The organism is Paraburkholderia tropica (genome assembly GCF_914484835.1).
In the GTDB taxonomy this organism is placed as follows: Bacteria; Pseudomonadota; Gammaproteobacteria; order Burkholderiales; family Burkholderiaceae; genus Paraburkholderia; species Paraburkholderia tropica_A.
In genome coordinates, this window is the sequence record NZ_CAJZAR010000042.1 from 59,841 (window position 1) to 75,422 (window position 15,582).

Genomic DNA, 15,582 nt, shown 5'->3' on the forward strand with positions numbered 1-15,582 from the left:
GCCTCATCGGGCAAGGTGCCGGGCAACCCGTTCCTGCCGGCCTCGGTTCCCGCCTGACGTTCAAGCGAAAGCGCGCCGCCCGCGCGCTTTACAGATCTTCCTTTTCCGCAGCGGCCAGCAAGGCGCGAATGTCGCTCGCGCACAGACGGCACACTGCTTTGCCATCCTGACTAATGTGCTGCGCCTGGCGGCTCTCGCACAACTGCGCGGCCACTTCGATCGCATGCGCATGGGCGGCCTGCCAGATCTCCCAGGCGATCTGCGCGCCGCTTTGGGCGTATTCGTCGTTGGGCGCGCGTTCGAGCGCGTCGGGCTGTTGTGCATGCGCACGCACATAATGCGCGCGGTAGAGCGCCTCGAAAACCTTGCGTCGCGAAGGCCGCGTCACACGGGGCTCCCCATCGGGGTTGCCGATATTCCGCTGCGCGAGGGCTTCGTCCACATTCGCCTCAAAGGAGTGCTGTTTCATGCAAACGACATTGTGACAGGCCATGCTGGACAAGGGGTCTCGGAATACCGCGAATTTCTTCGCGTTATTCGTTGACCGCTCGAAGCGGACAACGTGGGATTATGGTTGTTGTGTAAAAAAATAGAAGGAACCGACCATGCAACTCGGGGGTACGACGGCGTTTTCCGGCGAGGGTGCCGCAACGCACAAGTTCAACGACGACGCGGCGGCAGTTCAGGCCGTCCAGGCAGCGCAGGCGACGACGGACACGAAGTCCTCCTCGTCGACCGATGCCGCGCCTGACGCCGTCAAGTCGCAGGACGACGCCGTGCGGATTTCGCCGCAAGGCTATGCCGCGGCGGCCAACGACGACAGCATCGACGACGACGGCAACGAGCTGAACGTGGACGACAGCGGCGATAGCGCCACGCCCGACGCGAGCGCCGATGGCGCCGACGGCGGCACCGCCATCGCCGACTCCTCGGACAGCGGGCAGACCGACGCGTCCGCGGACGGCAACGGCGACGCCGCGGCGAACGCGCAGCCCATGAAATCGCTCGTCTACGGCGCATTCGGCCTCGAACGCCCCGACCAGGAGCCCGATCCGAACCAGGCTTACAGCACCGGCCGATGGATCGCGGCGGCCATTACCGTGGGCGGCATCGTTTCGCTGTTCATCTAGGCGGAACGCCGTAAAAAACGGGGTAAAGACGCCAGAATGGCGTCGAATAGCAATCTGTTATGCATAAGAGGAAAGAAAGGCGCTGCGTCGGGTGACCCGGCTCGACTACAATCGCATTTCACCCGAATCACCGCCCGATTCATTTGCCGGGATTGCGATGACCAGCGCCCTCCATCCGTCGTTCTCCATTCTCTTCGTCGACGACGACGAGATTTCGCGCGTGCACTTCGCGCGCGCCATGCATGGCCTCTACCCGGTGCACATCGCGCGCGGCGCGGAAGAAGCCATGAGCGTGCTCGCGCAGCACGGCGCGGAGATCGCGGTGCTGGTGACCGACTTCCGCATGCCCGAGCGTGACGGCGACCAGCTGCTCCACGAAGTCGCGCAGAAATATCCGCAGATCGTGCGCATTCTGGTGACGGCCTATGCCGACAAGGACATGCTGCTGAACACGGTGAATACCGGCAACGTGTTTCGCATCCTCGAAAAGCCGCTGCGTATGGAAGCCGTGCGCGACGTGCTGCAACAGGCGGTCTCGCGCTATACCGAACGCGAGACGCGCCAGCAGCGCCTGCTGGCGATGGACGAAACGCTCGCGTTTCTCGCGCACGAACTGAACACGCCTCTGGCGACCATCGCGCTGTTCGCGCGCACCATCGAAAACGACGTATCGGGCGAATTCGACCCGCAATCGCAGACGCGCATCGCGAACGCCGCTTCGTCGATGCTCAACAACACGCAGTATTGCCTCTCGCTGATTTCGTCGTTCTGGGCCACGCTGCACAAGAACGGCGGATCGCAATCGCTCTCGCGCGACGGCACGCGCGAAGTGAGCGCCACGCGCCTGATCGCCACGCTGCTCGACACCTATCCGTTCGCGGCCGCGCAGCGCGACTGGATCACGGTGGACGTGCAGCAGGATTTCGTCGTGCGCGCGATGCCCAATTGCGTCGCGCTCGTGCTCTCCTCGCTGCTGTCGAACGCGCTGCGCGCGCTCTCGAACGCCGCCACGCCCGCGCTGCATATCGAGGTGCTCAGGAACAGCGAGCATGAGATCCGCGTGCGCGACAACGGCACGGGCATCGCGCCCGACGTGAAGGCGCGGCTGCTGCAAGACCCCGTCACCACGCACGCCGAGGACGGCGGCCACGGCATGGGCATGATCTTCTGCAATCGGATCATGCGCTCGTTCGGCGGCAGCCTGCGCATCGACTCGGACTGGGGCGCGGGCACCACCGTCACGATGGGTTTCGGCAACCCGCACAAGCCCAGCGAAATGCACTGAGGCCGCTGGCGCCTCACTCGTCGTTCAACGCATCGCGATAACCGCTCGCCGCCGACGACGCCACGAAATAGCGCTGCAACGCATCGGCGGATCGATTGCCGAGCGCCGTGACCTGCGCGAGCCAGTCGTCTTCCGTGGGCCACTGACCGTCGAGCACACGCGGATAAATCTGCCGCACGTACAGGTGCAGCGCCTTCGCACCGATATTCCCGCTAATGCCCAGCAGCAGATGCAGCGTGAAATGCGCCGCCTTCACGTCGCTGGCCTGCGCGCTGTTCGCCAGTTGTGCGAGCAACGTGCGGATCTGCGCGATGCCTTTGAGGAAGGTCTGGTCGAGCATGTCGAGCGACGCGAGTTCTTCCAGATGCGTGTCGTCGAGCAGGTCGGTATCGACGCGGGCGATCTGACTGACCGCGTGGGCCACACCTGCCTCGGCGGCCACACTCGCAACACTCGCAACACTTGCGACACTCGCCGCGCTCGCTACGCGGCTCACGCTGGTCGCGCTGGTCGCGCGCACAAGCGGCTTGCGCGGCGTCTGCGCCGGCTCCGGCGCACTCGCGACAGGCGTCTGCGCGAACTGGCGCGCGAGGCACGCGTAGAGCGCGCCCACGCGCACCGGCTTGATCATCACCTCGTTCATGCCCGCGTCGAGACACGCGCGCAGCGCTTCCATATCCGACTGTCCCGTCAACGCGACGATAGGCGCCTTCGCATAGACGTCGTCGCGCGCGCGGATCGTCGCCGCCGTTTCGACTCCGCCCATGCCCGGCATGTTCACGTCGATCACCAGCGCATCGATCGCGAGCCCTTGATTCAGGCGCTCCAGCACGCCCAGGCCGTTCTCGGCCTCGATCACGTTCGCGCCGCAGCGTTCGAGATAGCTCTTGGCGACCATGCGGCTATAGGTGTCGTCGTCGGCGACGAGAATGCGCTTGCCCGCGAAGCCGTCGAAGCGCCGGTTGCGGCGGCTGCGATCGACGTTCTCCATCAGCGTTTGCAGCGCGCTGATCAGCTCGACCATGCTGATCGACTTGCCGATCGTTTCGTCCATGCCCGCGCCCTGCGCGAGCACGCGCGCGACGCTATGCGGCTCCGACGTATAGCCCACGATCAGCGCATTCCAGTTCGCGTGCGCGCGGTCGGCGCGAATGCGCTCCGTGGTCGTGTAGCCGTCGAGCCCCGGCATGTTGATGTCCATGAGGATCAGGTCGAACGGCGCGGCGTCCTGCAACAGCGCGAGCGCCTTCACGCCGCTTTCCGCCTCGCTGACCTGCGCGCTCACGCCGGACAGCGCCTGGCTCACGCGCGCGCGCTGGCCCGCGTCGTCGTCGACGAGCAGGATGTGCTTGTGCGCGAAGAATTGCGTGGCGCGCGCGAGCGCCTGTTGACGATGCGCCGCGACTTCGGTTTCCGACACCGCCGGAAAATCCAGCGTGAACTGCGTGAACTTGCCCACCTCCGAACGGCAGCCGATGCTGCCGCCGAACGAGCGCATGGCGCGCTGGCAATACGCAAGACCGAGGCCGGTTCCGGCCAGGTTGCCGTGCGTGCGGAACGGCACGAACAGATGCGACATGACCTCGGCCGCGATGCCCGGCCCCGTATCGTGGACGATGACCTTTTGCCGCTCGACGGTGAGCGTCAAGGTCGCCGACGGATGCGCGGCCATGTGATGCAGCGCGTTGCGAATCAGGTTGAACAGCGTGAACAGATAAACGGTTTCGTCGACCTTGAACGTGAAATCCTCCAGCACCACGAGGCGCACCTTGCTGCGCTCCTTGCGGTCGCTAAAGCCGTATTCGTCGAGCGCCTTGCGCGTGGCGGCGGCCGCGCTCGCGTAGGTGAGATTGTCGGAACGCACGGGCTTGGCGCTCACTTCGTCGAGCGTCATGGCGATGATGCGCAGGCCGCGATCGATCGCGAGCTGGCCGTGTTCGAGATGCTGCGCAAGCGAGCCCACGCCGCTCGACGACGACACCGCCGACGGCCGCGTTTCGGTCATCGTGGGCAGCGCTTCTTCCATGCGGTCGAGCACGTAGCGCAACTGGCTCAGCGGATTGCGCATCTCGTGCGCGATGGTGCCCGCGAGCGCGCGCAGCGCTTCGTTTTTCGCCTGCGCGGCGATGCCCTTCATGTTGCTGTGACTGAACGTGACGCCCGCGCAAATGCCGAACGCGAACACCGGCAGATACACGAACAGCAGCACGTGCGAATCGACATCGAGCAGACGCGGATCGGCGATCCACGCGCACAGAATGGCCATGCCGACACCGATCGCCAGATTCGTCGCCAATGCCACGAACGACGGGAAAATCGCGATCAGGAAAAACACCATGCCCAGTTCGGCCATCGACCACAGCATCGAATAATGGCCGGAGAGCAGATACCAGGTGAAGAAAAACGGTAGCGTGTACGCTACCGTCGCAAAGTAATACCACGGCAGGAAACGCGCGGCGCCAGAGGGCCAGAAGCGGCGCAGCAACAGCAGCAGACACGCGATCGAACCCACCACGCGCATCGGCAGATTCTCGTTGGGCTGCGGGTCGACGAACGTCCACCAGAACCAGTACAACGGATGGCCGAGCGCGCCAATCACGCCAACGGCCAGCACGCTGTAATCGGACACGTGGTAGGCGTCAACCACCCGCTGCTTCAACACGCGGATGCCTCCTGCAATGGCTCTCATATTATTCTCGATATGCGCTCGCCCAGCCTCAGAACAGGAAGCTGCTGACGTTGAATGACATGCCCGCGCTGCCTACCCAGCAGAGCGCCCGGTCGCCGCGCTTGAGCGCGCCGCTCTCCTTCGCCAGCGCAATGGCCGCGGGAATGGAGGCGGAAACCAGATTACCCGTGTCGGGATAGACGTGATACATCTTGTCCTCGATGCCCGCCTTCGACCCGTAGCCGTGCCACGCCGTCTTCGAGGAGGCATGTGTAAACACGATGTCGATGTCCTTGCGCGGGACCGCCAGCTTCGCGAAGACGTCGACCAGTTCGTCCGAGTTCTTGTGCAGATCGTGACCGTACGATGTAAAACGCATGTCGCCGTTCCTGCCGATCCGCTCGGTCGGGTGACAGTACCCTTCGTAGCCGTGGATGGGAATCGTGCACAAGTCGGAAACCTCGGGCTTGCCGCGGAATTCAAAGCGGAAATTATCCGGCTCTTTTGCCACGACCAGCGTTGCGGTGGCGGCTTCGCCGATCGTGAACGATGGTAATGTATATTCGACCTGCGCGTGGTTCTTCAGTGCGAAATTACCGGGATAAAGCGGGCCGCCGTCGAGCATGTTGAACTCGGCGTTCACGATCATTGCATTGCGATATTGACCCGCCTTGAACAGGCTGTCCACGATCGACATGGCGCGCGTCCAGCTCATGCAGGCATCCACCACGTCGAAGCATTCCGCATTCACGAAGCCCAGCGCGCTCGCCATCATGTGGCTGTTGCCCGGCTCCAGAAAGCCGCGCCCGATGCCCACGAAAATGAACAGCTCGACCTGCTCGGGCCGCAGATACGACTCCGAGAGCGCCTGGCGCGTGGCCATCGCCACATGATCGATCGGCGATTCGTGCTTGCCGCACCAGCGCCGGTTCACGAGGCCGCTGCGGTCGAGCAGCGTCTTGATGGTCCGCAGCGTTCTATCGACATCGCCTTCGAATTCCGAGGAATGAAAGCGGATCAAGTCCACGACTTCTTCGTTTGAAACGACCCGTGTCGGAAGGCTCACTGCCACATTCTTGATAAGCATAGAAAATCCGTGAAAACGTAGATGGATGAACAAGAAAGATTGCGCACGCAATGCACGCACAACACACGCAACACAGACGCACCTCAGTCGCGGCGTTCACGGCCTTGCGGCCCTCGTACATTAGCGCTTCCATCGTTATTCACGAATTGCCGACCCTGCTTGCCTGTCGATTTTCGACAGGGCGATCTATTCGGTCGCGGCACTCACGCTCGGCGCCGAATTCTATTATTTCATTGCATTACAGCTAAACCGGATATCGGCATACGGCGCTTCGAACTTGAGCGCGGCACCCATAAAAAAGCGCGCTTCGATAACGCGCCGAATGCGTCATCGAAGCGCGCGTTCACTGCACGCCTGCCTTTCTGAAGCGGCTGCTTCAGTTGCGGCCCGCCATCACGCCACCATCCACGTCCCAGATCGCGCCCGTCACCCAGGCCGCCTTGTCGGACAGCAGGAAGGCGATCACTTCGGCCACGTCCTGCGGCGTGCCCACGCGGCCGATCGGATGGAAGCCGTTGAAGCCTTGCAGCGCGCTCGCCACCTCGGCCTTGGGAATGAAGCCTTCGTAGATCGGCGTCTGCACCACTGCCGGCGACACCGCATTGACGCGGATCCGGCTGCCCGCCAGCTCCATCGCCAGATGCTGCGTGAGCGCGTGCAAACCGGCCTTCGCCATCGAATACGCCGACGACGGCGTGGCCGCAATCGCCTGACGCGCCCACATCGAGCCGATATTGACGATCGCGCCCGGCCGCCCCGCCGCCACCAGATTCGCCGCCACCTTCTGCGTAATGAAGAAGGTCGCGCGGTTCAGCTGCATGTAGCGGTCGTAGTCGGCATCGCGATGGTCGAGAAAGGGCTTCGGGAAAAACACGCCCGCCGCGTTGACCAGCAGGTCGATGTCCGCGTGCTGTTCGTCGAGCGTCTTGAGCAGCGCGGCCAGGCCGGTTTCGCTGCCGAGATCCGCCGTCATCGCCGCGACCGGACCGAGCGCGGCCAGTTCCTGGCGCGCCGCCTCGGCCTTTTCCTCGCGATGCCCGACGATCACCGCGCTGCCGCCTTCGGCCAGCACCAGCCGCGCCGTTTCCAGCCCCATGCCGCTCGTGCCGCCGACGACCAGCAGCTTCCTGCCCTTGAAGATTTCGCTCATGTTCCACCTCGTAGTGAGTCGATGCGCGCATGCAGGGCGTGGGGGCTTCCCGTAGAAAATCTATCCACGATCAAAAGCGGCCCGGCGTTCGGTTCGACCCTGATTCGCGCGAATGAATTCGCTTAAAACAAGCCCTATTCTTCGCCTGTTTGCGCACCGCGCCAAACCAGATAAAGTGTTCCTCATCGAAAGAAAAACTTGGTCGCCATGAAGTCGCCCGTGTATCTGAACGCCTTGCGCGCCTTCGAAGCCAGCGCGCGCCACCAGAGCTTTTCCGCCGCCGCGGCCGAGCTTCACGTCACGCCCGCCGCGGTCGGCCAGCTCGTGCGCACGCTGGAGGAATGGCTGGGCGCGCCGCTGTTTCATCGCGGCACCGGCGGACGCGCGCGCCTCGTCGCGACCGAGGCGGCCGAGCGCGCGCTGCCCGATATCCGCGCGGGCTTCGACCGGCTCTCGCTCGGGCTCGAACGGCTCAAGGAAGGATCGGCGAGCGGCGTGCTCACGGTCACCGTGAGTCCGGCCTTTGCCGCCAAGTGGCTGCTGCCGCGCCTCGAACGCTTCCAGCACGCGTGGCCCGACACCGACGTGCGCCTCGACACGAGCCTGAAGCCCGTCGATTTCGTCGCGCAACGCATCGATATCGGCGTGCGTTACGGCGCGGGAAACTGGCCCGGTCTCACGGCGCAAAAGCTGATGGACGAGGAGGTCTATCCGGTCTGTTCGGCGGCGCTGGCCGGCGAGCGCCGCTTGCGCAAGCCCGCCGATCTGGCGCGCGAGACCCTGATTCACGACCTGTCGATGGACGGCCACGCGGGCTTTCCCAGCTGGAACGCGTGGCTGCGCGACGCCGGCGTGAGCGGCGTGGCCGCGCTGCGCGGCCTGCGCATCAACAATTCCGCGGCGGTCTTGCAGGCGGCCGTCGACGGACAGGGCATCGCGCTCGCGCGCAGCGTGATGGCGCGCGACGACCTCGCGGCGGGGCGGCTCGTGCGGCTGTTTCCGCAGATCGCGTTCGCGTCGCCGCTGGCGTATTACGCGGTCTACCGGCCGGAATGCGCGAGCCTGCCGAAACTGGCGGCGTTCCGCGACTGGCTGATCGCCGAAGCGAAGGCCTAGCGCCTCAGCACGAAGGCGCGGGGCCGGCCGTGCAATACCCCATCGGCGCGCGTGTGGTGTCGACCACCGGCAGCACGGGCCGCGGCACGGCCACCGCGATCGCACCGCACCATGCGGTATGGCTCTGCCCGGCGTGGCACGGCATGGACGCTTCGAGCCGCGCCTCCGAGTCCAGTTCGCGGGCCTCGCGCGCGACCACGGCGGGCCGCAATTGCGCGTCGAGCCACGACGCAAAACCGATGATGCAACCGGCCACCACCATCAGCACGATCACGCGCGGCTTGTTGGCGCGCAGCGTCGCGAGCAGGCGCGCGGCCCTGGTGTCGCCCGGATTGGCTTGTTTGTGGAGAGCGGCCCTCTCGCCCGCTCCTTCGATCATTCTTGTTGCCACGCTTTCTTCGTCTTGCTGGGGTTCTTGCTGGAGTTTTTTTCTTTGCGTTCCGGGGCGCGCAGCGATGCGCCGCCCCACCTGGTTATCGGCACAGCGGCGCATTAGGAAAGGGCCAGACGCAAATATATTTTCTACAACGGCAGGCGCGCTTTATTACGCAGCGCATTCAGCAAATTGAAAGCTTTTGCCATTTAAAACCCGCAATTCCAGCGCGCCCCGCCGGGCATTCAAATTGCTCCAGCGCGCGAGCCGCGTGCGCGCGGTTTTCCCGAGACTTTCACGCAATCCGCATCCTTTTTGTATGATTGCGTTTGCATCGATTTGACTTTCTCTTATCCACGATGGGACGGGGCTCCCACGCGCGGAATACGCATCAAAGCCGGTCGATATGCCCGCCGGCCGCGCTTTCGCCCATAAAAATCGGAAAAAAATGCAAGCCGTGAACGCGATCGATCCACTGCGCTTCAGACGCATCATTCAAAGAAACGTCGCGCTGCCGCTATTGGCCGGCCTGGCGACCGCCGTGGCCTTCGTGGCGCTGATCGCCTACCTCGTGTCGACGATGAGCTGGGCCGAGCACTCCGAACGCGTAATCGGCGACGCTTACGAACTGCTGCGCATTCAGGCCGACCGCGAATCGAGCGTGCGCGGCTTTCTGCTCAATGGCGACGAACGCACGCTGTCCACCTACGAGGTCGGCAAGCCGCGTTTCGCCGCGCAACTGCAAACGCTGAACGGACTCGTCACCGACAACCCGCCGCAGATCGAGCGGCTCTCGCGCGTGCACGCCATCGCCGCGCAATGGGACGCGTCCACCGCCGACGCGATCCGCTTGCGCCGCGATCACGACAGCGTGCTCGCCACCGTGGAAAACGAACGCGGCAACGCCAGCGCCGACGCCATCCGCCGCGAATTCAGCGACTTTCTCGCCGAGGAACTGCGTCTGCGCCAGGAGCGCACCGCCGCCGCGCGCCAGTTGACCGTGGTGACGGTCGCCGTCTTTCTCGCGCTCACGCTGCTCGTGAACGGCCTGCTCGCCTGGCTCGGGCGGCGTGAAATGACCTCGCTGTCCACGACCTACGACGACGCGCTGCGCGGCCAGGCCGATCAGGCCCAGGCGCTCGCGGAACAGGTCTGGCTGCGTTCGGGCCAGCGCCTGCTCGCTGAAAGCGGCATGGGCAAGGAAGCGCTCGCCGACGTCGGCGGCGCGATGCTCGACTGCCTCGCGGGCTATCTGAGCGCGAGCGTCGCCACGCTCTATGTGCGCGACGCTCGCGACGGCGCGCTGCGCCGCGTGGCGACCTTCGGTTTCGGCGACGAAAGCGCGTACAACGTGCCGCAATTGCAGGACGGCCAAACGCTCGTCGGCCAGGCTGCCGCGTCGCGCCGCGTGATCGAACTGAAAGAAGCGCCGGCCGGCTATCTGAAGGTCGAATCGGGACTCGGCTCGGCCACGCCCGCCTCGCTGCTGATCGCGCCCATCGACGCCTCGGGCCGCATCAACGGCGTGGTCGAACTCGGCTTCATGCGCGCGCTGCTGCCGCGCGACAACGAGTTTCTTTCGCGCGTGAGCAGCACGATGGGCGACCTCGTGGAAGGCGCGGTCTCGCGCGAGCGACTGCAGGAATCGTATTCGCAATCGCAGCAACTGAATCACGAATTGCAGGTGCAGCAGGAAGAATTGCGCGTCGCGAACGAAGGTCTGGAAGAACGCGGCCGCGCGCTGATGGATTCGCAATCGCGCCTCGAAGCGCAACAGGTCGAACTCGAGCAGACCAACGTGCAGCTGGAGGAATACGCGCGCCGCCTCGAAATGCAAAAGAGCGAACTCGAACGCGCGCAAGGCGACCTCAAGCGCAACGCCGACCGCCTCGCGCAAGCGAGCCGCTACAAGTCGGAATTCCTCGCCAACATGTCGCACGAATTGCGCACGCCGCTCAATAGCTCGCTGATTCTCGCGAAGCTGTTGCAGCAGAATCGCAGCGGCAATCTGAGCGAGGAACAGGTGCGTTATGCGGCCACGATCCACGCGTCGAATACGGATCTGCTCGCGCTCATCAACGATATTCTCGATCTGTCGAAAGTCGAGGCCGGGCAGATTCAGCTCATGCTCGAAACCGTGCCGCTCGACGACATGCTCACTTCGCTGCGCGAAACCTTCACGCCGCTCGCGCGCGAAAAACGCGTGGCGCTGACGATCGACCGTCTGCCTGGCGTGGCCGAGCAATTCACCACCGACGGCCAGCGCGTGCTGCAAATCCTGCGCAACCTGCTCTCGAACGCGCTGAAATTCACATCGCAAGGCGAGGTCTCGTTGACGGTCTCGCCGGTCGATGCGAGCGTCGTGCGCATCGACGTGCGCGACACCGGCATCGGCATCGCTGAAGACAAGCTCGACATGATCTTCGAAGCATTCCAGCAGGCCGATGGTTCGACGAGCCGTCAATATGGCGGCAGCGGTCTCGGCCTGTCGATCTCGCGCGAACTCGCGCGTCTGCTCGGCGGCCGCATCGCGGTGGCGAGCGAGCCCGGCGTGGGCAGCGTCTTCACGCTGTGGCTGCCGATCGACAGCACCGCGGCCGTCGACAGCGAAGCGCAAGCCGCGAAGGCGCTGGCGAACGCAAGCGCCTCGGCGGCGCACGCCGACGAGCATGCGCGCCGCGACAGCGCCCGCATCGCGACCGCCGAAACGCTCGCCACGGCGGCGCGCGCGGAAACGGCCCCGCAGCCCGCCAGCACGCGCGCGACGACCACTGGAGCGTCCACCACCGAAGCCACGCAGCCGATCGCCGACGACCGCCATCAGCGCACGCACGGCAGCCGCGCGATCCTCGTGATCGAAGACGACCTGCCGTTCGCGGAGATCCTGCGCGATCTCGTGCACGAACTGCAATTCGATTTCCTCCATGCCGCCGACGCGGCGACCGGCTTCGCGATGGTCAAGGACCAGGCGCCCGTGGCCGTGCTGCTCGACGTGGGCCTGCCCGACCGCTCGGGGCTTTCGGTGCTCGAATGGCTCAAGAGCGAGCCGCTCACGCGCCATATTCCGGTGCACATCGTCTCGGCCACCGACCACGCGGACAAGGCGCTGCATCTGGGCGCGATCGGTTACACGCTCAAGCCCACCGCGCGCAGCACGCTCGAAGCGGCGATTCGCCGGCTGGAGTCGCGCCTCGAACAGCGCGTGAAGCGCGTGCTCGTGATCGAAGACGATCACGCGATGCGCGAGAGCATCCGCGCGCTGCTGGTCGGCGACGGCGTGGAGATCGTCGCCGTGGGCACGCTCGCCGACGCGCACGCGCAAATCGCGCAAGGCGCGTTCGATTGCATCGTCACCGACCTCACGCTGCCCGACGGCACCGGCTACGACCTGCTCGAAACGCTCGCGGGCGACGCGGGCGTGGCGCCGCTGCCCGTGATCGTCTACACGGGCCGCATGCTCTCCGACGACGACGAGCAACGCCTGCGCCGCTATTCGAAGTCGATCATCATCAAGGGCGCGCGTTCGCCCGAGCGCCTGCTCGACGAAGTGACGCTGTTCCTGCACAGCGTGGAGTCGTCGCTCGCGCCGGAACAGCAGCGTATGCTGCGCGCCGTGCGCCAGCGCGACGACACCTTCGAAGGCAAGACCATCCTGCTCGCCGAAGACGACGTGCGCAATATCTTCGCGCTCTCGCACGTGATCGAGCCGCTCGGCGCGAAGCTGCTGATCGCGCGCAACGGCCGCGAGGCGCTCGAACTGCTCGACGGCAAGGATGACGTCGATCTCGTGCTGATGGATGTGATGATGCCGGAGATGGACGGCCTCGCCGCCATGCGCGCGCTGCGCGCCAATCCCAATCCACGCTTCGCGCGCCTGCCCGTGATCGCGCTCACCGCGAAGGCGATGGCCGACGACCGCATGCGCTGCCTGGAAGCAGGCGCCGACGACTACGTTTCCAAACCCATTGACGTGGACAAGCTGGTGTCGCTGTGCCGCGTCTGGCTGCGCAAATAGCCCATGAGCGAACCCACGACCAGCGGCGCCCGGCAGATCAGCGTATTCGACATCGAATTGCGCCTGCTGCTCGAAGCGATCTATCTGCGCTATCAGCACGATTTCCGCCACTATTCGCTGCCTTCGCTGCGGCGGCGGCTCGAACAGGCGCGTCAGGATTTCGGCGTGGCGTCGCTGAGCCAGTTGCAGGACCGCGTGCTGCGCAGCGCCGACGACTTCTCGCGCCTGTTCGGCTACATGACGATCCAGGTCAGCGATATGTTTCGCGATCCTGAGTATTTTCTGGCGCTGCGCCAGCATGTGCTGCCGGTGCTGCAAACCTATCCGTCGCTCAAGGTCTGGGTTGCGGGCTGCAGTTCGGGCGAGGAATTGTGGTCGCTGAAAATTCTCTTCGAGGAAGAAGGGCTCGCCGAACGCACGCTGTTCTACGCCACCGACATCAGCCCCGAAGCGCTCGAACGCGCCGAAGCCGCGATTTATCCGGTCGACCGCTTCGCGGGCTTCAGCCAGAACTATCTCGCGGCAGGCGGCAAGCGCACGCTCTCGGACTACTATCACGCGGCCTACGGCAGCGCGCGCCTGTCGAGCGCGCTCAAGGAACGCGTGGTGTTCGCCGATCACAGCCTCGCGACCGACGAAGTCTTTCTCGAAGCGCATCTGGTGTCGTGCCGCAACGTGCTGATCTATTTCGACCGCCCGCTGCAGGACCGCGCCATCGGCCTGTTCGAACACGCGCTCGTGCGGCGCGGCTTTCTCGGTCTGGGCAGCAAGGAGAATCTGCGTTTCTCGAAACGTCACGAAGCGTTCGAGGAATTCCGCGCCGCCGAGCGCATTTACCAGAAGCGTTGAGCGCCATCGACATCATGCCCGCGTCACTCGCCCGCTCCGCCCTGCTCGCCGCCGCTCACGCCGCGCGCCGCGTCACGCGCGGCGGGAAGGCGCGCGGGGCGCAAACGCCGGACGCGTCGGCGTCCTTATCGGTGTCTGCGGCCGCCGATGCGCCCTTCGACGCCGTGGTGATCGGCGCATCGGCGGGCGGCGTGGACGTGCTCGGCCAGTTGCTGCCCATGCTGCCCGCGAACTTCGGCGCGGCCGTGCTGATCGTGCTGCATCTGCCGCCCGCGTCGCCGAGCTTTCTCGTAGAGGCGCTCGCCGACCGCTGCGCCTTGCCCGTGAGCGAGCCCGACGCGGGCGAACCGATCCTCCGCGGCCGCGTCTATATCGCGCCGCCCGACTACCATCTGCTCGTGGACAGCGACGCGAGCATCGCGTTGTCGATCGAAGGCCCGGTGCGTTTCTCTCGCCCCTCGATCGACGTGCTGATGGAATCCGCCGCCGCGGTCTATGGCGCGCGTCTGCTCGGCGTGCTGCTGTCGGGCGCGAACGACGACGGCGCGCGTGGACTCGCCGCGATCCGCGCGGCGGGCGGCACGGCCTGGGCGCAAGCGCCCGAGACCGCCTACGCGCCGCAAATGCCGGAGGCGGCCATCGCCGCCGGCGCGGTCAACGAAACGCTGACACCCACCGCCCTCGGCGCGCGCCTTGCCGCGTGGCCGAGGCTGTTACCCGCTTCACCCGGATGAATCGCATGTCCCTGCCTACCGTAAATGTTCTGATCGTCGACGACATCGAGCACAATCTCACGGCGCTCTCGGCCCTGCTCGCGCGTCCCGAAGTGCATCTGCTCGTCGCCCGCTCGGGCGTCGAAGCGCTCGAACTGCTGCTCGAACACGACGTCGCAGTGGCGATTCTCGACGTCAACATGCCGGGCATGAGCGGCTTCGAACTGGCCTCGCTGATACGCGGCAGCCCGCGCACCTCGCACGTGCCGATCATCTTCCTGACCGCCACCTCGCAGGACGCGATCCGCACGTTCCAGGGTTACGAAGCGGGCGCGGTGGACTTTCTCTACAAGCCGATCGAGCCGCGCATCGTGCAGTCGAAGGTCGGCATTTTCGTGCAGCTCGAATTGCAGAAGCGTCAACTCGCCGATCAGCTCGCGGCCACGCGCCAGATGCTCGAAGCGAATGAAATGCTGATGGCCGTGCTGAGCCACGATCTGCGCACGCCCTTGTCGGCGGTGATGAGTTCGGCGGAGTATTTGATGCGCGCGTCGAGCGACGAGAAGATCGTGTCGGTGGGCAAGCGTATCGAGCATTGCGGACGGCGCATGTCGCGCATGGTCGAGCAGTTGCTCAATCTCGCGCGTCTGCAAGGCGGCCGGCTGCCGCTACGGCGCACGAACGTGCAGCTCGATGCGCTTTGCCAGGCCGTGATCGAGGAATTTTCCGCCAACGCCGCGAGCGGGCGTCTCGCCTATGCGCCGCACGGCGAACTCGGCGGACAGTGGGATGCGGATCTGATTGCGCAGGCCGTGTCGAATCTCGTCAGCAATGCGCTCACGCACGGCGAGCCGGGCATGCCGGTGCAGGTGCGCGTGGACGGCGCGTCGCCGCACGAAGTGCTCGTGAGCGTGCACAATCGCGGCGCGATTCCCGCCGACGTCGTGCCGCTGCTGTTCTGCGCGTTCAGCACGGCCACGCGCGCGGGGCATCAAGGTTCGGGGCTCGGCCTTGGGCTGCATATCGTGCGCCTGATCGCGCGCACGCATGGCGGCGACGTGAACGTGGTCTCGAACGAGCAGGACGGCACCGCGTTCACGATGCGTCTGCCGCGCGCGGCGCGTCGTAGCGTCGAGCACGATGAGAACGAAGACGCGCGCGCGTGAAGGTGCTTGAGGTGGCTTGAGATCGCTTGA

Annotated in this window: 12 protein-coding genes; 7 read left to right on the forward strand and 5 right to left on the reverse strand. The window is 65.2% G+C overall.

Going from position 1 to position 15,582, the window contains the following annotated elements:
* Positions 1-88 precede the first annotated feature (88 nt).
* Positions 89-502 carry a hypothetical protein gene (locus LDO54_RS12260; RefSeq protein WP_224010596.1) on the reverse strand — a complete coding sequence of 138 codons (414 nt, stop codon included), beginning with the start codon at positions 500-502 and terminating at the stop codon, positions 89-91.
* 103 nt (positions 503-605) lie between these two features.
* On the opposite strand from LDO54_RS12260, the gene LDO54_RS12265 reads away from it, so the two are divergent.
* Positions 606-1,130 (forward strand): hypothetical protein, encoded by a 525-nt coding sequence (locus LDO54_RS12265; RefSeq protein ID WP_224010598.1) that lies wholly within the window; start codon positions 606-608, stop codon positions 1,128-1,130.
* Positions 1,131-1,287: 157 nt separating this feature from the next.
* A complete protein-coding gene (locus tag LDO54_RS12270; RefSeq protein ID WP_224010600.1) occupies positions 1,288-2,415 on the forward strand; it encodes a hybrid sensor histidine kinase/response regulator in 1,128 nt (375 codons plus the stop codon).
* Positions 2,416-2,428: 13 nt separating this feature from the next.
* Here LDO54_RS12270 and LDO54_RS12275 read toward each other — a convergent pair whose 3' ends face one another.
* From LDO54_RS12275 to LDO54_RS12285, 3 genes are all read right to left on the reverse strand, one after another.
* Positions 2,429-5,104, reverse strand: a complete 2,676-nt coding sequence (locus LDO54_RS12275; RefSeq protein WP_224010602.1) for an ATP-binding response regulator — start codon at positions 5,102-5,104, stop codon at positions 2,429-2,431.
* 28 nt (positions 5,105-5,132) lie between these two features.
* On the reverse strand, positions 5,133-6,110 hold the full coding sequence (locus tag LDO54_RS12280) for a 3-oxoacyl-ACP synthase III family protein (RefSeq protein ID WP_224010604.1): 978 nt from the start codon (positions 6,108-6,110) through the stop codon (positions 5,133-5,135).
* 436 nt (positions 6,111-6,546) lie between these two features.
* Positions 6,547-7,320: an SDR family NAD(P)-dependent oxidoreductase gene (locus LDO54_RS12285; protein WP_224010606.1), complete on the reverse strand. Its 774-nt coding sequence runs from the start codon at positions 7,318-7,320 to the stop codon at positions 6,547-6,549.
* Positions 7,321-7,527: 207 nt separating this feature from the next.
* Between LDO54_RS12285 and gcvA the strand changes: the two genes are divergently transcribed.
* Positions 7,528-8,436, forward strand: coding sequence for a transcriptional regulator GcvA (gene gcvA / locus LDO54_RS12290; protein ID WP_224010608.1), 909 nt, complete (start codon positions 7,528-7,530; stop codon positions 8,434-8,436).
* 4 nt (positions 8,437-8,440) lie between these two features.
* Here the strand turns inward: gcvA and LDO54_RS12295 are convergent, their stop codons facing one another.
* Positions 8,441-8,827, reverse strand: coding sequence for a hypothetical protein (locus LDO54_RS12295; protein WP_224010610.1), 387 nt, complete (start codon positions 8,825-8,827; stop codon positions 8,441-8,443).
* 430 nt (positions 8,828-9,257) lie between these two features.
* On the opposite strand from LDO54_RS12295, the gene LDO54_RS12300 reads away from it, so the two are divergent.
* From LDO54_RS12300 to LDO54_RS12315, 4 genes are read left to right on the forward strand one after another with little or no spacing between them, the layout of a single operon-like run.
* Positions 9,258-12,824, forward strand: a complete 3,567-nt coding sequence (locus LDO54_RS12300; protein ID WP_224010612.1) for a response regulator — start codon at positions 9,258-9,260, stop codon at positions 12,822-12,824.
* 3 nt (positions 12,825-12,827) lie between these two features.
* Positions 12,828-13,673, forward strand: coding sequence for a CheR family methyltransferase (locus tag LDO54_RS12305; RefSeq protein ID WP_224010614.1), 846 nt, complete (start codon positions 12,828-12,830; stop codon positions 13,671-13,673).
* Complete coding sequence (locus LDO54_RS12310; protein WP_224010617.1) at positions 13,670-14,407, forward strand: chemotaxis protein CheB; 738 nt, start codon at positions 13,670-13,672, stop codon at positions 14,405-14,407. Before LDO54_RS12305 ends, LDO54_RS12310 begins: the two co-directional genes overlap by 4 nt.
* 5 nt (positions 14,408-14,412) lie before the next feature.
* Complete coding sequence (locus LDO54_RS12315; RefSeq protein WP_224010619.1) at positions 14,413-15,552, forward strand: hybrid sensor histidine kinase/response regulator; 1,140 nt, start codon at positions 14,413-14,415, stop codon at positions 15,550-15,552.
* Positions 15,553-15,582: the final 30 nt, after the last annotated feature.